Source organism: Amycolatopsis sp. NPDC041971 (assembly GCF_055588925.1).
This window is the reverse complement of sequence record NZ_JBVJCE010000001.1, coordinates 604,768-623,498: the sequence shown is the minus strand read 5'-3', so window position 1 is coordinate 623,498 and position 18,731 is coordinate 604,768. Positions and strand designations below refer to the sequence as shown.

At 68.9% G+C, this 18,731-nt stretch carries 13 protein-coding genes; 5 read left to right on the top strand and 8 right to left on the bottom strand.

Features of this window, described 5'->3' with window-relative positions; genetic code table 11:
• Positions 1-13 precede the first annotated feature (13 nt).
• Genes ACZ6DT_RS03150 through ACZ6DT_RS03130 form a run of 5 tightly spaced genes read right to left on the bottom strand, consistent with a single transcriptional unit; the run spans position 14 to position 9,874 of the window.
• Positions 14-481, bottom strand: coding sequence for a hypothetical protein (locus ACZ6DT_RS03150; RefSeq protein WP_465587804.1), 468 nt, complete (start codon positions 479-481; stop codon positions 14-16).
• Complete coding sequence (locus tag ACZ6DT_RS03145) at positions 478-7,569, bottom strand: WXG100-like domain-containing protein (RefSeq protein WP_465587801.1); 7,092 nt, start codon at positions 7,567-7,569, stop codon at positions 478-480. The genes ACZ6DT_RS03150 and ACZ6DT_RS03145 overlap by 4 nt, the downstream gene beginning before the upstream one ends.
• A gap of 10 nt (positions 7,570-7,579) precedes the next feature.
• Positions 7,580-7,897: a WXG100 family type VII secretion target gene (locus tag ACZ6DT_RS03140; protein ID WP_465587799.1), complete on the bottom strand. Its 318-nt coding sequence runs from the start codon at positions 7,895-7,897 to the stop codon at positions 7,580-7,582.
• Entirely contained in the window at positions 7,897-8,505 is a 609-nt protein-coding gene (locus ACZ6DT_RS03135) for a YbaB/EbfC family nucleoid-associated protein (protein WP_465587796.1), read from the bottom strand. The genes ACZ6DT_RS03140 and ACZ6DT_RS03135 overlap by 1 nt, the downstream gene beginning before the upstream one ends.
• 55 nt (positions 8,506-8,560) lie before the next feature.
• A complete protein-coding gene (locus ACZ6DT_RS03130; RefSeq protein WP_465587793.1) occupies positions 8,561-9,874 on the bottom strand; it encodes an MFS transporter in 1,314 nt (437 codons plus the stop codon).
• A 255-nt stretch (positions 9,875-10,129) separates the two neighbouring features.
• On the opposite strand from ACZ6DT_RS03130, the gene ACZ6DT_RS03125 reads away from it, so the two are divergent.
• Positions 10,130-10,711, top strand: coding sequence for a YqgE/AlgH family protein (locus ACZ6DT_RS03125; RefSeq protein WP_465587790.1), 582 nt, complete (start codon positions 10,130-10,132; stop codon positions 10,709-10,711).
• Here the strand turns inward: ACZ6DT_RS03125 and ACZ6DT_RS03120 are convergent.
• Positions 10,708-11,130, bottom strand: coding sequence for an SdpI family protein (locus ACZ6DT_RS03120; RefSeq protein ID WP_465587788.1), 423 nt, complete (start codon positions 11,128-11,130; stop codon positions 10,708-10,710). The two genes, ACZ6DT_RS03125 and ACZ6DT_RS03120, sit on opposite strands and share 4 nt — an antisense overlap.
• Positions 11,131-11,195: 65 nt before the next feature.
• On the opposite strand from ACZ6DT_RS03120, the gene ACZ6DT_RS03115 reads away from it, so the two are divergent.
• The 3 genes from ACZ6DT_RS03115 (at position 11,196) to ACZ6DT_RS03105 (ending at position 16,191) form a co-directional block, all read left to right on the top strand.
• Positions 11,196-12,347, top strand: coding sequence for an esterase-like activity of phytase family protein (locus ACZ6DT_RS03115; protein WP_465587785.1), 1,152 nt, complete (start codon positions 11,196-11,198; stop codon positions 12,345-12,347).
• 170 nt (positions 12,348-12,517) lie between these two features.
• Positions 12,518-15,364, top strand: a complete 2,847-nt coding sequence (gene leuS / locus ACZ6DT_RS03110; RefSeq protein WP_465587782.1) for a leucine--tRNA ligase — start codon at positions 12,518-12,520, stop codon at positions 15,362-15,364.
• Positions 15,365-15,453: 89 nt separating this feature from the next.
• A complete protein-coding gene (locus ACZ6DT_RS03105; protein ID WP_465587779.1) occupies positions 15,454-16,191 on the top strand; it encodes a 3-oxoacyl-ACP reductase family protein in 738 nt (245 codons plus the stop codon).
• A 1-nt stretch (position 16,192) separates the two neighbouring features.
• Here ACZ6DT_RS03105 and ACZ6DT_RS03100 read toward each other — a convergent pair whose 3' ends face one another.
• Entirely contained in the window at positions 16,193-16,912 is a 720-nt protein-coding gene (locus ACZ6DT_RS03100) for a TetR/AcrR family transcriptional regulator (protein ID WP_465587776.1), read from the bottom strand.
• A 205-nt stretch (positions 16,913-17,117) separates the two neighbouring features.
• Here ACZ6DT_RS03100 and ACZ6DT_RS03095 point away from each other — a divergent pair, with 205 nt between their 5' ends.
• Positions 17,118-18,104, top strand: coding sequence for a hypothetical protein (locus ACZ6DT_RS03095; protein ID WP_465587773.1), 987 nt, complete (start codon positions 17,118-17,120; stop codon positions 18,102-18,104).
• Here ACZ6DT_RS03095 and ACZ6DT_RS03090 read toward each other — a convergent pair.
• Positions 18,088-18,699 carry a DUF3558 domain-containing protein gene (locus tag ACZ6DT_RS03090; protein ID WP_465587770.1) on the bottom strand — a complete coding sequence of 204 codons (612 nt, stop codon included), beginning with the start codon at positions 18,697-18,699 and terminating at the stop codon, positions 18,088-18,090. The two genes, ACZ6DT_RS03095 and ACZ6DT_RS03090, sit on opposite strands and share 17 nt — an antisense overlap.
• Positions 18,700-18,731 lie beyond the last annotated feature (32 nt).

The window sequence follows — 18,731 nt, the reverse complement described above, 5'->3', positions numbered from 1 at the left end:
CGGTGGAAGGAGATCACTGGCTGTCCCCTTCCTCCGGTGGTTTGTACTCGGGAAAACGTGGTTCCGCCCGGAACGACGGTGTCTCCCCGGCGGCGCGGCGGGCCAGCTCGTCCTCCCACATCTTGAAGGTGCGTTTGCGCAGCGACTGGATCAACGCCGATTCCTGCGGTTCCAGCCCGCGACCTTCCCGCCTGGCCTGGTCGTACAGGCCTTCGATGGTGTCGTAGAGCGCGAAGACCGGGCCCACGCCTTTGAGTTCGTATGCGCGGGCCCGCTCGGTCTCCTGGACGAACTTCTCCTCGGGCACCTTGCTGATGTCCGAACTCGCCATCGCCCACATGACCTCGCGCACGTGCTCCGGCTTCTCGTCGAACTCACCCGTGCGGGGGTTGAGCAGGTAACCGGTGAGGCCGCCGTCGGGAGTCGACTCGATGCGGTAGGTCTTCCCGAAGTACGTGTAGAAGGACGGGGTCTGGATCACGTGTTCTCCTCCGGCGGCAGGCCCTTCCGGAGTCCGGTCATGAACTTCTCCCGGACCCGGTCCATCAGCGCGGCTTCCAGCAGCGCCTGTTCCGGGGTCAGCCGCTTCTTGTTGTTCTCGTCCAGTGTCCGGTTGTACGTCGGGAAGTCCCGGCGGACCTCGTACAGGGCGTGTTCGTAGGCCGAGACGGTGTCGATATGTCTCAGATGCAGCCGCAGTTCGGCGACGTGCCCGTTCGGCAGCCGGACGTTCATCTGCAGATCGCGATATCCGCTGTCCTGCGGATTCGCGAACCGGTCGTCGAAGCTGACGATCCGGAGATCCGGATCGGCCATCACGGCGCTCAGCGCGTTGTAGACGTCGGCCAGCGTGTCGAACTGGATCTTCACGCCCACCAGGTCGGTGAGTTTCGACGCGTCACCGTCGTAACCCGCGATCTTCGCCTTCGCGCGGTCGTCGTCCTTCGGACCGGGCCTGCCCGACGCGTCACCGTCGTTCTCCGCCGCGATCCGTTCGGCGATCCGGTTGAGGTCGCCCTGGTTCTGCGGCCACGCCTGCCGCTCGGCGTCCAGGAATTCCTGGATCTTCACGGGATCGCCCTTGTCCGCGCGATCGAATCCGGCGTGGTACTGATCGCGGCGCTCCACGTCGGCGGCGATGTCCGCCGCCGCCTTCGCGAGGTCCCGCTGGTCCTGGGTCAGCGGTGTGTCGCCGGGACCGTCCTGACGGACGTCGTCGATCATCGGGAAACCGCGCTCCTCGACGTCGCGCAAGGCGTCTTCGAGGAGCGGGATGGCTTCCGGGTGCAGCAGCAGGCTGCCGATGGTCATCGGATTGTTCAGCAGCGAAGCCCGCAGATACGCGTTGTCCGGGTGCTCCATCAGCCGGACCAGTTCCGGATGCGCGGGCAGCTGTTCGCGGATGAAGTCCCGCATCGGCCCGACGTCGTGCTTGACGCCGTTTTCGTCCTCGTGAACGGCCCGCTTCTTGTCCGGGTCGAGTCCGTCCACCGCGGCCGCGACCTCGGGATCGTTCAGGAACCGCTCGCCCTCGGCCCGGTTTCCCTGGGGCTGCTCGTCGTGCGCCATGCCGTAGCCCGCGTCGTGCGGCGGCGTCACGATCGGACGGCCGTCCGGCCCGATCCGTGACGGCTGCACGTCGGGCGTGTCTTCCCTGGCGTAGGCGATCCGCGGGTCGGCGGACCGCGGGTCGGCGGACCGCGGCGAAGCGGTGTCGGTCCGCGTGGTGTGGCCGTCGGTGTGCTGCGCGGCCGGGCCCTCCGGGACGCCGACGTGCATCAGCTTCATGCTCAGCGGCGGATGCGGCAGGTTCATCAGCGCGCCGGACTGCGGGTCGATGAACGCGACGCCGTCACGGGTGTTGGCCACCATGGCGACGTGCCCGCGCTCGACGCCGTTCTCGTCGAGGTACTTCACCGCGACGACCGCGTGGTGATCGGTCGGCATGCCCCGCATCTCGCGGATGACGGTGTCGTAGTCGGCGCGGTCGGAGAACTGCCCGCCGAACCGCTCCTCGACGTGCTCCAGCGCGCCCCGGCTGTTCAACTCGTGCACGAGCAGCGGATCGGCGGTCGAATCGATGCCGTTCAGCCGGTCCATGTACGCGCCCGGCGTGCGGGTGCAGTTGGACCGATAACCGCATCCCAGCGCGTCGGGGTCGTTGAAGTGCGGGTTGACCTCGCCCAGTCGCGGGTGCCGGTCCGCGAGGTACGCGGCCTGCTGCGCGGGGCTCGCCGAGCCGGCGTGGATCGCCGGTTCGCTGGGCGGGTTCGTCGCGACCGCCATCGACGAGTAGTCCCGCTCGGGGATCGGCGACTCCGCCGTGTCGTCGCCGGCGGAGTGGTCCTGAGCGTTCTGCTCGCCGTACTCCGGACCCTTGTCGGCGTCCGCGACCCCGTGCTGAGCCGGGTTCTCCGTGGTGAGGTGCGGGGTCTGCGGCTCGTCGAGGCCACCGAGGCGCGCCATCGACCGTTCCTGGGCCAGGCGCGCGAGTTCCGGCGCGTCCGCGGCGTGCCGGGCCCGCCGCTCGTCCATCTTCTGCTTGGCGGTCTCGGCGTCGAGGTAACGGGGGTCGCCGGGAGTGACCTCTTCGGCGTGGATGACCCACTTCGGCCGGTCGACCAGCGGCGGAGTCTTGAACTCCTTGCTGTGCACGTAAAGCTGCGTCGCCGGCTTGTTGATCGCTTCGTTCTCGCCCGGGTTCTCGGCGAGCGACGAAACGTCCTTGCCGGTCTTAGAGACGATGTGGATCTCGACGTCTTCGCCGAACTTCGACTTCGTGTCCGGCGACGTCTTGATGGTGGAGCTGGTCATCGTCGGCTCGGGCACGGTCTGGCCGGGTTCGTAGTGCGCCGCCATGATCGCGGCGGCGCGCAGGTCGCCCTTGGTGTCGATGCCGCGGATGGCCTCACCGCGGAAGTCCGGCAGCTCGTTGAGCGCGCCGACGATCGCCCGGGTGCTGCGCTGGGCGTTTTCGAAGTCGGGGTGCGACTCGCCCCGGCGGTTCGCGTCGTTGATCGCGTAGGCGTGTTCGCGCGAGTACGAGTAGATCGCTTCCGCGGCTTCGGGCGAGACGCGGTCCTTCAGCGGGCTGGCTTCGAGCCGCTTGAGCGCCTTTTCGCGGGCCTGTTCAGCGAGGTCGGCGTTGTCGTAGCGGTCACGGAGGCTCTTGTGATCCTCAGGCGTGCCACGGAAGTTCTCGTCGCCGAGATAGCTTTCGTCGAGTCGCTTGGGCGTTTCTTCCGGGCCTTTGAGCCGGTCGGCGATGTCGACTTCGGTCTTCGGCGCCTGCTCCTGGACCGGGTTGTCGGCGTCGCTGGACCTGTCGGTGTGCGGCGCTTCCGGCGGGTGCGGGGCATCGCCGCCGCCCATCGGCATCGCCTTGATCGACGTGGGGTCGTCGGGCAGCGTCGCGAGCCGTCCGGTCATCGGGTCGGCGAAGACCACGCCGTGCGGCGTGTGCACCGCGGCGACGATCCGCGTCTCGATCCGGTCCTTGGACCGCGGCGAACCTTCCGGCGCGTTCGGCTCGGCGGCGGCGTGCTGTTCGAACGCCACCGCCGTCCGCGCGCCGACCGGACGTTCCCCCAGCTCACGGGCGACGTCGGCGAAGCCGTTCCGATCCGACCACTGCCCGCCGAGCCGGTCGCCGACTTGCTGCAACGGCGAACCGCCGGTCGACGGCCCGGCGACCGAGTCGCCACCGTTCATCCGGTCCTCGAACGCGACCAGCGACTCGGCCGAGTTCGTCTGGTAGCCGTCCTTCCACGAATCGGGCGCGTAGTAATTGCGGGTGTTGGCCTCGCCGATCGCCGGGATCTCGTCCATGAGCAGCCGGACCTGCTGGTGCGGTGTCTCGGCCGAACCGGCGTGGATGACCGGCGTCCCGCCCTCGTCGAGCGGCTTCGCCAGCTCGGACCAGCCACCTTCGGGAACGTGCTCTCTCGGCTTGGGGATGTCCCGGACCGGGGCGTCGGTGGCGTCGACCCAGCCGCCCTTGCCGTCGGCCAGCTTGGTCTCGAGCCCCGCGAGGCCCTTGTTCTGGAACAGCTCGGGGTGGTCCCGGCGCAGCTGGGCTTCTTGATCGGCCGCTTCCTGCGCCAGCCGCTCCTGCACGGCGTTGTTGTACTCGCGCCGCTCGGCGACCTTCTGCTGGACCTCGTCCGGACTCAGGTGGCCGTCTTCACCGACGACGACCTCTTCGCATTCGACGATCCACTTCGGCAGGTCGTTGGGCGAGCCGTCGTCCAGCCGCTTCTTGTAGTCGGGGTGGTCGGGATGCCCCGGGCCCATCTTGACGTCGGTGACGCGCAACTGCGTCGCCGACTTCATCAGCACTTCGCGTTCGTCCTTGATGGACGCGAGGTCTTCGATGTGGCGTCCGGTCTTCGACTGGATGCGCATCTCGACTTCGCCGGGGAAGGTGCTGCGCGGATGGTCGGGGGTGACCCGCGACGTGCTCAGCATCTGCGGGTCGACGATGACCTGACCCCTGGCGTGCGCTTCGAGGAAACTCCGGATCGCGCTTTCGTTGCCGTTGAAGTTCACCCGCCGCGAGACGAGGCCCTCGTAGGCGGGCATCTCGTTGAGGCCGGAGGTGATCGCCTCGATATGCGGCCGGAGCGCGTCCAGCTCCGCGCCGCCGTGGCGCTGGGCGTGGGTGATCCTCTCGGCCATGTCGGTCCGCGTGTAGCTGTGCACCGCGTACGCGCCCTGATCCGACATTTCCTTGACGCGCGGATCTTCGTGGGTGTCGCGTTTGGCGAGGGCTTCGCGACGGACCTGTTCGCTCCGCGCTTCCCCGGTCTCGGCGTCGAACCCCCGTTTGTCGATCTGCGTCTCGGCGAGGGCGCGATAGGCGGCGGGGTCGTCCGTGTGGAAGTCCGGATCCGTCAGGTACGGCTCGTCGACGGTGGTCTTGTCGTCGGGTGTGACGTCCTGGGGTGCCTCGGTGTCCTTCGGGGTCTCGACGTCGTTCGGCGTCTCGGTGTCCTTGGGGACGTCCGTGTCCTTGGGCAGCTCGGTGTCCTTGGGCAGGTCCTGGGGTGCCTGCTGCGGCGCGTGCTCCACAGGCCGCGTCGGGGGCTGCTGCTGCGGAGGACGCTGCGGCTGCTGGGGGCGGTCCTGGGGACCCGCGTTCCCGTCGTGGCCGGGACGCGGTGCCGGAACCTGCGGCGGACGTTGCGGACCACCGAATCGCGGCGGCTCGGCACCGGGCGGCATCGGACGTCCGGGTTGCGGTCCGGGACGACCGGGCTGACCCGGGTGATGGCCGGGCGGAGGCGGCATGGGGCCGCGGTTGCCGGGGAACGGACCGTTGCCCGGATGCTGGGGTCGCGGCGGATGGCCCGCCGGACCGCGGTTGCCCGGCGGCGGGCCGGGCGGAGGCGTCTGCGGACGTGGCGGGACCCCGCCGTTCGGGCCGGGACCCGGCCCCGGCCTGCCCTGATACCCCTGGGGCGGTCGCGGCGGACCCTGCGGCCCCGGGGGCTGTGGAGGCTGTGGTGGTTGTGGCGGTTGCTGAGGACGCTGCCGCGGCCCGCGGTCCTGCGGATATCCGCCCTGACCGGGGTGCTGGGGCGGTGGCTGCGGTCCGGTCGGACGCGGGCCCAGCGGACCGGGCTGACCGGGCTGACCCTGATGCCCGCGAGGCGGCATCGCGCCGGGAGGAGGCGGCGGCGGAGCGAAACCACCCGGAGGCGGTGGCTGCATCGGCTGCTGGCCCTGGAAGGGCATGGGGGCGGGTGGCTGGTCGAAACGTGGTTGCTGCGGTCCGCCGTTGCCGGTGAAGCCCGCGGCCTGGACGCCGTCGTTCGGCCGGACGGGCCGCGACGGATCGTGGCCGGGAGGCGGGAAACCGCCGGGTGCCGGACCGTTGCCGGGCGGGTTGCCGCCGGGCGCCATGCCGTATCCGCCCGACGGGGCGGGCGAGCTCGAACCGGGATTCGACGCCATGCCGTACCCGCCCGAACTCGACGGCGCGCCCGTCGAGGCGGGGGCGCCGGAGGAAGCGGCAGGCGGCATCGCGCTGGACTGCGAAGGCCCCTGCGACGGACTGTGCGTCGGGCTGGACGCGGGATTGGACGCCGGTGTCTGTGCCGGACTGGACGCGGGATTGGACGCCGGTGTCTGTGCCGGGCTGCCCGCGGGCGTCTGAGCAGCGCCCGCCGCGGGTGTCTGCGCCGGTGCCTGTGCCGCGCCCGCCTGCTGCTGATTCGCCGCCGCGGCCTGCTGCTGCTGACCGGGACCGTTGTCCGCGGCCGCCGCCGGAGCGTTGTGGTTCGGCGGCGCCGCCCGCTGACCGTCACCGGTGTCCGCCGGACGGTCCGGAGCCTGCGTCGAAGACTGGCTGACCCGGTCGCTGTCCGTCGTCCGCTGCGGCCCGCTCTCCGAACGCGGCTGCGGATCGGAAGCCCCGGACGAACTCCGCGGCGAAGAATCGCCATCCGAATCGCGGCTCGAAGCCGCCTCACTGTCCGAAGTGGACCGCGACGAGTCCGAACCCGAAGAACGCGAAGACTCCGGAGAACGCGAAGGCGTACCCGAATCCCCTGAATCCACATCCGGTGTCGTAGGACCGTCCCCCGCCCCCGAGGCACCGGGAGTGTTCGCGGTGCGGATGTCGCCGATCTGGCTCTTCGCCCCGTCGACACCGCCGCCCACGGCCCCGCCGGAAGCGCCCATCAGGACGTCTTTGGCCGAAAGCTTGTCCAGGTCGCCGGTGACGGCGGCCTGTCCGACCGTGCTGGCGACGCCTTCGGCCGCGCCGCGTACGGCACCCCGCGCCGCGCTGTCGACGATCTGGCCGCCCACGCTGTCGGAAAGTCCCTTGGTCGCGCCCTTGCCGATACTGCTGCTGCCCGCGCCGACCACGCCGTCGACGGCGCCGCTGATCGCGGAATCCTTGGTCTTGCTGGAATCCCAGCTGTCGCGGTCGCCCTTGGCCATCTGAAGGCCCTGGATGCCCGCGTCCATGGCGAGGTTCATCGCCGTGTTCTGCAGGACCTCCTTGCCGATCTTCTTCAGGCCCTCTTTGAGGAGTTTCTCGAGGAGTTCCTTCGCGACCTTCTTGAAGCCTTCCTGCGCGAGCTTCTGCATCAGCTGCCGGAAGATCATCTGGACGGTCATGCGGGTGGCGATCTGCGCCGGCGCGATCCCGGCCGTCGAACCACCGAAGGTCACCGCCGCGGCCGCGATCATCGCGACGATCTGCGCGGCGAGGATCACCAGCGAGATGATGATCATGTACTTCGTGTACTCGACGTCCAGCGCGGTCGCGTTGCACGAGTCGCCGAGCGCCTTCGAAGAGTCGGCGAGCGACTTGAAGTACGCCTCGTCGCCCTCGACGAACTTCTTCCAGGCTTCGGCGAACTTCTCCGCGCCCTGACCGCTCCAGCCGCCGAGGACCTCGGTGGCGCCCTTGGTCGCGGTGTCGGCGATCGGCTGGATGGCCTTCGAGGCGTTGTGCCAGGCGTCGCGCAATTCGCGGAGCTTGTCCTCGTCGCCTTCGGGCCAGCTTTCCCCGACGACGATCGGCAAGAGCCACTTGACCGCGTCGGGCATCTCCATACCCACGGCGCTAGACCTTCTTGTCCAGTGTCGTCTTGATCTCTTCCTCGGCGTTCGTGAACGCGGTCATCGACCGTTCGACGTTGTGCTGCATGCCCCGCAGCGCCTCGACGACGTTCGCGAACCCTTCGGAGGAACCCTGCGCGCCCGGCTCGTAGTCCTTCGCGAACTCCTTGCCGGCGTCGTCGTTCCCCCAGCATTGGCCGAGGGAATTGATCGCGGCCAGCAGTTCCTTGCCCGCGTCGTCCAGCTGATCCGCGGCCAGCCCCAGCTTGGCCGCGGCCGTCTTCACCGCGTCCGGATCCGCGGTGAACCCACCGTTCGGCATCAGACTCCCCTGGTCAACCAGCTCGAAGGCGGTTCTTCCTCATCGTCGTCCTGCCGGCGCACCCGTTTCGGAACCGGTTTCGGTGCCGGCGGCGCGGGCGGGGCCGGAGGAGGCGGCGGTGTGTCGTCCTTGATCATCAGCGGGACGTCGAAATCTTCGTCGGACTTCGCCGGCGCCTCTTCTTCTTCCGCGAGGAAGTCCGGGATCGACGGCATCAGCCCTTGCAGCGAAGGAGCGCCTTCGATGAGGTCCGAGAGATCCGGCAGCCCTTCGGTGATCGGGGCCATCAGCTCGGCGACCTGCTGTTTGACCTGCAGCGATCCCTGACGCACCAACGTCAGCACGGTGTTGGCCAGCTGCGCGGGAGTGGTGCGCTCGAAGGCGTTCGGCTGGATCTCCAGTTTGGCGAGCGTGCCGGTCGCGTCGATCGTGGCACGGACGAGGCCGTCCTGTGAAACCACCGTCGCCGAAGTCTGCGAAGCGGCTTCCTGCGCGTCCCGGAGCTGGGCCGTCTGGCGCTCGAACTGCTCGAGCAGCGTGTCGACCTGGTCCTTCATGGCGGCATTGCGCGCTTCGAGGCGTGCGCTGTCGTCGCCGGCCGTCGTCACTTGAGCCCCCGCAAGTACTTGATCCCGGGCCTACGCAACCCGGTGTCGGTAAGCGTCACCCTAATGCCAAGGGCGGAGCCGTATCAGCGGTTCTCCCTTTTCGCACCGCGAGCAGGTAGGCGGCGGCGCCGGTCAGGTAGAGGACCGTGGCCGCGATCAGCAGCCCCGGCGAGCGTCCGTCGGCCGGGATCACCGTCGCGGCCAGCGAAACGGCGGCCACCTGGGTGAGGTTGAAAAGCGTGTCGTAGAGCGCGAAGACCCGCCCTCTCGCCTCGTCGGCGACGTCGAGCTGAACCGACGAATCGACGCAGAGTTTCAGCACCTGTCCGGCCCCGGTCACCAGGAACGCCGCGAGCAACGCGGCAGGCACCACCATCGGCAGGCCGAGCGCGGCCTGCGCGACCGCCGCCAGCACCAGCGCGCCCATCACGACGCGGATCCTGCCCAGCAGCCGGATCAGCCGGGCGGTCAGCAGTCCGGCGACCAGGATCCCCGCCCCGGCGAAAGCGGCCATCTGTCCCAGCCCCGCCATCCCGGCGCGGAAGATCCCGGCGTCGGTGAAGTGGTTGCGCATCAGCAGCACGGTCACCAGCAGCGAGATCCCGTACGACGCGCGATGGGCGAACAGCGCGACGAAACCGGCCGTGACGCTGGGCGTGCGCCAAGCCGCCTTCGCGCCGTCGGCGAGGCCGCGGGCGACGGCGAGGGCCGGGTTCGACGGCTCGTCGACCGTCGACGGCCCGAGCAGCCCGCGCGTGAACCCCGAGGCGAGGATCGCGGCGCCGATCCCGCCCAGCGCGGCGACGGCGGTGACCCACGCGGAACCGGCGTCGTCGGCACCGGTCAGCGCCCGGAGGCCGATCGCGCAACCGCCACCGACGACGGCGAGCACCGAACCCCACGTAGCCGCGAAGGCGTTCGCGGCGACCACGGATTTCTCTTCGACGACGTGCGGAAGCGACGCGGACAGGCCCGAGCCGATGAACCGGGAGATGCCCTCGGACGCCAGCGCGAGGGAGAACAGCCCGATCCCCGCCGCTCCCGTACCCACGGCGGCGGCCGTCGCGAGGATGGTGAGGGATCGCAGGAGGTTCGCGAAGATCAGGACCTTCCGGCGGTCCCAGCGGTCGAGCAGCGCGCCCGCGAACGGCCCGACGAACGAATAGGGCAGCAGCAACGCCGCGAACCCGCCCGCCATGGCGAGCGCGTCGGCGGCGCGTTCGGGGTTGAAGAGGACGGCACCGGCCAGCCCGGCCTGGTACATGCCGTTGCCCCAGTGCGCGGAGAACCGCGTGAACAGCAGACGGCGGAAGTCACGGTCGCGAACGAACGGCCTCGAGCGGACTCGCCCGGGCGCGCTGATCGTCACGGCCGCAGCTTAGTGAGAGGCGCGAGGGTGACGTGTCGGGTCCACGACCACGCCGGAGTTCTAGGCGGTCGGTGCGCTTTAGGGTCGCCTCTCGGCGGCTATGCGCAGTGTGGCTCCAGCCGGACGGTATTCCACAAAGGCGGTTCTTCAGTGAGCCCGGGGGACACGGAAAGCGCACCGACCGTTGTGTCCAACGGTGCTCGTGATGCTGTTGTTCCCAGTGCCGGACGATTTGTCCCCACTCGAAGTGGGATCATGGCGGACGTGCCAGCGGACGCCGAGGTCGAACCGGGAACGCTCCTGGTCGCCGCCCCCACGATGTTCGATCCCAATTTCCGGCGGACCGTCGTGTTCGTCATCGATCACCGGGACGAGGGAACGCTCGGGGTCGTGCTCAACCGGCCGAGTGACGTCCCGGTGTACGACGTGCTCCCCACCTGGGGCGGGCACGTGGCCGAACCGCAGTCGGTGTTCGTCGGCGGTCCGGTGGAGAAGAAGACGGCGTTGTGCCTGGCCGCGCTGCGGACCGGTGAGACGGCGTCCAGCGTGCCGGGGGTGATCGCCGTCCGCGGCCCGGTCGCGCTGGTCGATCTCGACACCGATCCCGAGATCCTGGTCCCGAAGGTCCGCGGTGTGCGGGTCTTCGCCGGATACGCGGGCTGGGACTCCGGCCAGCTGGCGAACGAGATCGAACGCGACGACTGGGTGATCGTCCCGGCGTTGCCCAGCGATGTCCTCGCCTCGCCGAACCACGACCTCTGGGGTCAGGTGCTGCGACGTCAGGGCATCCCGCTGGCGCTGCTGGCCACCCACCCGGGGGACCTCCAGCGCAACTAGGCGGTGGCGGTGTCGGCCTTCTTGAAGACACCGCAGGTGCCGCAGGCGCAGCCACTGCATCCGGCGGGCCGCTCCGGTTCGGGCTCGGGAACCGTCGCGGCGGCGCGGTTGCCGAGCACTCCCCCGGCCGCGACCAGCGCGATCATCCCGATCACGCCCACGATCGAGGCCAGTACGAGGCCGGAGGTCGTCGGCATGATCAGCCCGGCGGTCCCCGCGAGCACGGCGATCACGCCGCCGGCCAGCGTCGGGAGCCCGGCGACCTTGTTGCCGAGGCGGAAGGCCTCTTCGCCGCGCATGGTGGCGGCGGTGCGCACGCCGGCGCCGCGGTCACGCGGCAGCTTCTCGCGCAGGCCGAGGAACCCACCCCAGCCGACGAGGACACCCAGCACGATCGGGACCAGCGCTATGACGAACACTCCACGAGGATAAGCGTGACGTTCCGGCAACCTGCCGGATACCCTGATCGACTGTGCTACAGGCCATGTCACGCCGAGCTCTTGTCATCGCCCTGATCGGGGCCGTCCCCCTCACCCTGATGGCGGCACCCGCCGCCGAAGCGGGTCACCGTCCGCTTCGCCTGATCGGGGAACAGATCGTCCCGAACGCCCTGCCCTACGAGGGCACGGTCGTCGGCGGCCTCTCCAGTATCGACTTCGACCCCCGCACCGGCGAGTACGCGCTGATCTGCGACGACCGGTCCGCCCTTGGCCCCGCGCGGTTCTACACGGCGAAGTTCTCCCTGGACGCCAAGGGGCTCGGCCCGGTCACGTTCACCGGCACGAAGCCGCTCCTGCGTCCGGACGGCACGACGTACCCGCCGCTCGCGAAGAACGACCCCGCGCAGCCGCCGAACATGCAGACCATCGATCCCGAAGAACTGCGCGTCGACCCCTGGACCGGCCGGTACATCTGGTCGCAGGAGGGCGAGCGGTCGGCGGCGGCACGGATCGATCCGTCGATCCGCGAGGCGAAGCGCGACGGCGTCTACGTCCGCGACCTGCCGATCCCCGCCAACGAGAAGATGACCGAGACGGCGGGACCACGGCAGAACCTCGCCCTCGAAGGTCTCACGTTCGCGGGCTTCGGTTCGCTGGTCGCCAGCTCGGCCGAGGGTCCGTTGCTGCCGGATGGGCCGGAGGCGAACACCACGTCGGGCGCCCTTTCGCGCATCACCGTGCAGTCGCGGTTCGGGCCGATCCTGGCGCAGTACGCGTACCCGCAGGAGAAGGTCTTCGCGTCGCCGAATCCGCCCGGCGCGTTCGCGACCACGGGTGTCTCGTCGCTGCTGGCCGTCGACCAGGCCGATCCGACGCGCTACCTGGTGATGGAGCGTTCGTTCGTCACCGGCGTCGGCAACAAGATCCGCATCTACGAGATCGACACCAAGGGCGCCACGAACGTCCTGAACACGCCCTCGCTGGCCGACGCGAAGAAGGTCAAGCCGGTCAAGAAGCGCCTGCTCGCGGACCTCGCGAACTTCACGTTGTCCACTGTGGACAACGTCGAGGGGATGACCTGGGGCCCGCGCCTGCCGAAGGGCGAGCGCAGTCTGGTGCTGGTCAGCGACGACAACTTCTCGGCGACTCAGGTGACCCAGTTCATCGCTCTGGCGGTCCCCTCGGAACGGCTTTGACCAGCGGGTTAAACTGGACTCATGGACACGGCTCGGCTGCTCCTTAGCCTGCCGCGCTGAACTCGGCCGATCGGCCGGGACCAGCGCGGCGACCCCTCATGCCCTCCGGGCTGAGGGGTCGAGTTGTTTCTGGAGTGGCTTGACGTGGATGAGCACGGAGGATTTCGGCGATGAACCAGGCGAGCGAAGGCGCCGACTCGGCCCCTCAGCACCGCTACACGGCGGAGCTGGCGGGCCAGATCGAGCAGCGTTGGCAGGACTACTGGTCCGACCACGGCACCTACCACGCGCCGAACCCGGTCGGCCCGCTCGCGGACGAGAGCGGAGAGGTCCCCTCGGACAAGCTGTTCGTCCAGGACATGTTCCCGTACCCGTCGGGCGCGGGCCTGCACGTCGGGCACCCGCTGGGCTTCATCGCGACCGACGTCTTCGCGCGGTACCACCGCATGATCGGCCGCAACGTGCTGCACACGATGGGCTTCGACGCGTTCGGCCTGCCTGCCGAGCAGTACGCGGTGCAGACGGGGCAGCACCCGCGCAAGACGACCGAAGAGAACATGGAGACCTACCTGCGCCAGATCCGGCGCCTGGGCCTGGGTCACGACGAGCGTCGCCGGATCTCGACGATCGATCCGGACTACTACAAGTGGACCCAGTGGATCTTCCTGCAGATCTACAACTCCTGGTACGACGAGACGGCGGGCAAGGCCCGGCCGATCGTCGACCTGGAGACCGAGTACGCGCAGGACAAGCGTCGTACGCCAGACGGCCGCAACTGGTGTGAGCTGACCCGCGCCGAGCAGCTGAAGATCATCGACTCGCATCGCCTGGTCTACCTGTCCGAGGCGCCGGTGAACTGGTGCCCCGGCCTGGGCACGGTGCTGTCGAACGAAGAGGTCACCTCCGACGGCCGCAGCGAGCGCGGCAACTTCCCGGTCTTCCGCCGCAACCTGCGCCAGTGGATGATGCGGATCACCGCCTACGCCGACCGGCTGGTCGACGACCTGGACCTGCTGGACTGGCCCGAGAAGGTCAAGTCCATGCAGCGCAACTGGATCGGCCGCTCGCACGGTGCGCGCGTGTCGTTCGAGGCGGGCGAGCAGAAGATCGAGGTCTTCACCACCCGCCCCGACACCCTGTTCGGGGCGACGTACCTGGTGGTCGCGCCCGAGCACCCGCTGGTCGACGAACTGACCGCCGCCACCTGGCCGGAAGGTGTCGACGCCCCCTGGACCGGTGACGCGGCGACGCCCGCCGAAGCGATCGCCGCCTACCGTGCGGCGGCGGCGCGGAAGTCCGAATTGGACCGTCAGGAGAGCAAGGAGAAGACCGGCGTCTTCACCGGCTCCTACGCGGTGAACCCGGCCGACGGCAAGGAGATCCCGGTCTTCGTCGCCGACTACGTGCTGATGGGCTACGGCACCGGCGCGATCATGGCCGTCCCCGGCCAGGACACCCGAGACTGGGAGTTCGCCGAGAAGTTCGGCCTGGAGATCATCCGTACCGTCCAGCCGTCGAACGGCTTCAACGGCAAGGCGTTCACCGGCGACGGCCCCGCGATCAACTCGGGCTTCTTGGACGGCATGGGCGTCGGCGAAGCCAAGAAGACGATGATCGGCTGGCTGGAGGAGCACGGCCACGGCCGCGGCACCGTCCAGTACAAGCTGCGCGACTGGCTGTTCTCGCGCCAGCGCTACTGGGGCGAGCCGTTCCCGGTCGTCTACGACGAGGACGGCCAGATCCACCCGCTGCCGGACAGCATGCTGCCGGTCGAACTGCCGGAGGTCGCCGACTACTCGCCGGTGACCTTCGACCCGGAAGACAAGGACAGCACGCCGTCCTCGCCGCTGGCGCGCGCCACCGACTGGGTCGAGGTCGAACTGGACCTGGGCGACGGCAAGAAGACCTACCGCCGCGACATCAACACCATGCCGAACTGGGCGGGTTCCTGCTGGTACCAGCTGCGATACCTGGACCCGACCAACCCGGACGTGTTCGTCGCACCGGAGAACGAGTCCTATTGGGTCGGCCCGCGTCCCGCCGAACACGGCGTCGACGACCCCGGCGGCACGGACCTGTACGTCGGCGGTGTCGAGCACGCGGTGCTGCACCTGCTGTACTCGCGGTTCTGGCACAAGGTGCTGTTCGACCTGGGCCACGTGTCGTCCGAGGAGCCGTACCGGAAGCTGTTCAACCAGGGCTACGTCCAGGCTTACGCGTACACGGACGCCCGCGGCGTCTACGTCCAGGCCGACCAGGTCGAGGAGCGGGACGGCAAGTTCTTCTTCGGCGACGAAGAGGTCAAGCAGGAATACGGCAAGATGGGCAAGAGCCTGAAGAATGTGGTGACGCCTGACCAGATGTCCACCGACTACGGCGCCGACACCTTCCGCTTCTACGAAATGTCGATGGGCCCGTTGGATGTCTCGCGGCCTTGGGCGACCAAGGATGTCGTTGGCGCGCAACGGTTCCTGCAGCGGCTGTGGCGCCTGGTCGTCAACGAGGAGACCGGCGAACTGCGCGTGTCCACTGTGGACGCGACCGACGAGGATCGCAAGCAGCTGCACAAGGCGATCGCCGGGGTCCGCGAGGACTACGCGGAACTGCGGTTCAACACGGCCGGCGCGAAGCTGATCGAGCTGAACAACCACGTCACCAAGACCTACGGTTCGGCCGAAGCCACGCCGCGGGAACTGGTGGAGCCGCTGGTGCTGATGCTGGCGCCGCTGGCCCCGCATCTGGCCGAGGAGCTGTGGAAGCGCCTGGGCCACGCGGATTCGCTGGTGCACGGGCCGTTCCCGGTCGTCGACGAGAAGTACCTGGTCGAGGACTCCGTGGAGTACCCGATCCAGGTCAACGGCAAGGTGCGCGCCCGCGTCACCGTGCCCGCCGACGCGGGCAAGGACGCCGTACAGGCGGCCGCGCTGGCCGACGAGAAGGTCGCCGCACTGGTCGGCGACGGCACGCCGCGCAAGGTGATCGTCGTCCCGGGACGGCTGGTCAACATCGTGCTGTAGCGCCGTGGCCGATAGCCGCCAGCGTCGAGGGTCATGAGGCGATTCGATGGAGTTGTTCAAGGACAACGAAATCGAACGGAGAACACCCCATGACCCTCGACGGCAAGGTGGCTTTGGTGACCGGCGGCAGCCGCGGGATCGGTGCCGCCACAGCGATCCGGCTCGCCGAAGACGGCGCCGACGTCGCACTCACCTATCAGCACAACGCCGCACTCGCGGCCGGTGTCGTGGACGAGATCAAGGCGCTCGGCCGCCGTGCGCTGGCGATCCAGGCCGACAGCGCCGACGCCGCGGCTCTGGTCTCCGCGGTCGACACGACGGTCGCCGAGTTCGGCAGGCTCGACGTGCTGGTCAACAACGCGGGCGTCGGCTTCGTCGGCCCGCTCGATCAGACGAGCCTGGAGGACATCGACCGCGTGCTCACGGTGAACGTCCGCGGTGTCTACGTGGCCACGCAGGCCGCGGCCCGGCACCTCGGCGACGGCGGGCGTGTGGTCACCATCGGCAGCTGCGTCTCGGACCGCGTTCCCGGCCCCGGCATGTCGCTGTACGCGGTGAGCAAGACCGCGCTGCTGGGCATGACCAAGGGCCTCGCCAGGGAACTCGGGCCGCGCGGCATCACCGTGAACATCGTCCACCCCGGCCCGACCGACACCGACATGAACCCGGCCGACGGCCCGTACGCCGCCGACCAGCGGAGCCTGACGGCGTTCGACCGCTACGGTTCGCCGTCGGAGGTCGCCGCGACCGTGTCGTTCCTGGCGCGGCCGGAAAGCAAGTACGTGACCGCGGCGACCGTTTCGGTCGACGGCGGGCACGCGGCGTAGCTCAAACTGCGGTGAGGCCGATCTCGCGCGCGAGATCGGCCAGCATCGCGTCGAAGAGGACGTCCGGTTTCGAGAACGGGATCGGATAGTTGCCGAAGACCTCGAGCGTGACGTGCCCGTAGAGCCGGGCCCAGAACTGGATCATCAGGTACGTCACGCCGAGGTCGAGCTTCTCCAGCGGGAACGTCGCGCCGGATTCCTTCAGCACGGCGAGCAATCCCTTTTGGAAGGACGTGAGATCGTCGCGCAGCTCGGCGGGGACCACGTCGTTCGACGGCGTCACCAGGTCGTGCATCGCGAGCACCCGGCCCGCCGCCGCGAGGAAGATCCGCCCGAACGGCTCGTCCAGCCTGCTCAACGTGTCATCGCCCGAAGGCGACGCGAAGACCAGCGTGAACTCCTTGGTGTGCGTGAGCGCCCAGCGCCGGAATCCCTTGCAGATGGCGAAAAGCTGAAGCGAGCCTTCGTCCGGCAACTGCGCGATGTCCTCGGCGAGCCCGGCCGCGAGATCCGCGACGACGTCCGCACGCAGGTGCTCGACCAGATCGTCCCGTGAGCCGTAGTAGCGGTACAACGCCGGCGCCGTGATGCCGAGCTCGCGCGCGATCGCCCGCAGGGTCACGGCCTCCGGCCCCTGCTCGACCAGGAGTGCCCGCGCCGTCCGGCGGATGTCCTGATCGGTCGCGGCCCGCTCACGACTCCTGCGGCCGGTGTTGGTCATCCGCGCATTCTAGGTGGTCAGTGCGGGGTCGGAGCCGCATGGCCTCACGCTGTCGCGGGCTGGCTTCCGCCTCCGCAACTCGTAGCGTTCCTGTTCGATGAGACGACTACTCCTGCTGATCGTGCCCGCCTTGCTCTGCGCGGCCTGCGTTCCCCGGCCCGGCCCCGCGGACGCCGCCGCGCCTCCGCCGCCGCAACGCTTCTTCTTGAAGGAAACCCCCAGCACCGAACCGGCGGCCACGTTCCAGGGTGGGTTTGTCCACAATGCGTGCGCGGTCCTGAGTTCTGAGGTGCTGGCCGCCGCCGGGATGGTGTTGAAGGACGGCTTCCTCCAGGGCGGCGATCGTCTGAGCACCACCGACGGAGACCGCCCCGAACTCGCCGGAAAGGGGCTGTGGGCGAGTACCTGCGGCGGCAGCGTCACCGTGTCCGGCGCGCCGGACACGACCGATATCAGCGTGCGCCTGCACGTCTTGCACTCGCGTTTTTCGCAACGGATGGATTGGCGAGACGCCGTCCTGGAGGTCGATGTTCGTCGGGTGACACAGGAAGACGTCAGGGTGAGCCTCCAGACCGACTACAACATCCTGGAACTCGGCATCACCGGCTTCACCGAGCTTCCCGATCCCGAAGCGGCTTTGACGACGCTGCTCGACGGCGTCCGCTGGAACGTCGCCCAAGGGCCGCGGTCCATGCCCGTACACAGCTACCCCGCGCCTTACGACCTCGTCGCCGACCCGTGCGCCGCCTTCCCGGCGGAGGTCTTCACCACGATCACCGAGCGGCCGACCGATGGCCTGCAACGGGATTTGTTCAGTCTGAGCGAAACCCCGGGCTCCAAGCACAACAGCGTCGAGACGCGCTGTGACCGCGCCGGCCAGGTGGACATCTCGGAGGGAATCGCACCCAGCGTCACCGTGGGCCAGACCGTGCTGTCCGTACCCGACCCCGCCGCCGCCGTCGCCGGCGTTCGCGAGCAATGCGACTTCAGCCGGGGCGAGCCGCTGTCCCGGCCGATCGGAGAGGCCAGTTGCGGCCTTCCCGGCACTGACGGTGGCCAGGTCCTCTTCCACAGCGGCCGATCGATGGTGCGGATCAGCCTCATCGCCGCCAAAACCGACGCGGCGACGACTCGCGAAAACCTGCTCAAAGGCGCCGAGGCTGTTTATGCCCGACTTACGCCCTCCCCTTGAGGTTCTTCAGGACTTCAGCCGCCACGTCACGACCGAGGATGCAGGAGTCCTTCCCCTCGCGATAGGCATTGTCCCCGAGGCCGAGTGACACTGCATACGCGAGCCGGTCTGAGATGCCAACCACGACGACGCAGAACTTCTTGTCGTCTTTTTGGGCGCCGACGTTGTTGGCATAGCCAATCGCTGGGTAGCCGTCGATAGGGTCCAGTTCGATCCAGCGGGCTGCCTTCGGTTTTACGCTGCGATAGGGGAGGCTGATGCCTTGGTCGGATTTGGTTTGATACCCGATGGAGAATCCTGCGCCACTGCCGGACGCGGCGTTCCAGTTACAGGCGGTTCCGAGTGCGTCGGTCTTGGGTTTGGCGGGGTCTGTCTTGCCCAGGAATTGTTCGAGTTGCTGGGGGGTGAGGGCGCTGTCACAGGGGCTTCCGTCGAGGACTTTGTCTGGTAGGGGGTTTTGCACGGATGGCGCTCCGCTGTTCGGGACGCCTGCCGCGCTCGACGATGAGGCGGGCGTATCCGTGTCCGGTGTCGGGGTGCCGGGAGCGGCGCCGTTGCTATCGCAGGCCACCAGGAGCAAAGTGCCGGCGGCCACGAGACCAAGAGTGCCTAACAGGTGCCGTGATG

What these genes read in the sequence shown, in the direction of transcription:
- ACZ6DT_RS03145 (WP_465587801.1), bottom strand. Translation starts at nt 7,569, where the DNA reads ATGGAGATGCCCGACGCGGTCAAGTGGCTCTTGCCGATCGTCGTCGGG.
- ACZ6DT_RS03140 (WP_465587799.1), bottom strand. Translation starts at nt 7,897, where the DNA reads ATGCCGAACGGTGGGTTCACCGCGGATCCGGACGCGGTGAAGACGGCC.
- ACZ6DT_RS03125 (WP_465587790.1), top strand. Translation starts at nt 10,130, where the DNA reads ATGGCGGACGTGCCAGCGGACGCCGAGGTCGAACCGGGAACGCTCCTG.
- ACZ6DT_RS03115 (WP_465587785.1), top strand. Translation starts at nt 11,196, where the DNA reads ATGTCACGCCGAGCTCTTGTCATCGCCCTGATCGGGGCCGTCCCCCTC.
- leuS (WP_465587782.1), top strand. Translation starts at nt 12,518, where the DNA reads ATGAACCAGGCGAGCGAAGGCGCCGACTCGGCCCCTCAGCACCGCTAC.
- ACZ6DT_RS03105 (WP_465587779.1), top strand. Translation starts at nt 15,454, where the DNA reads ATGACCCTCGACGGCAAGGTGGCTTTGGTGACCGGCGGCAGCCGCGGG.
- ACZ6DT_RS03100 (WP_465587776.1), bottom strand. Translation starts at nt 16,912, where the DNA reads ATGACCAACACCGGCCGCAGGAGTCGTGAGCGGGCCGCGACCGATCAG.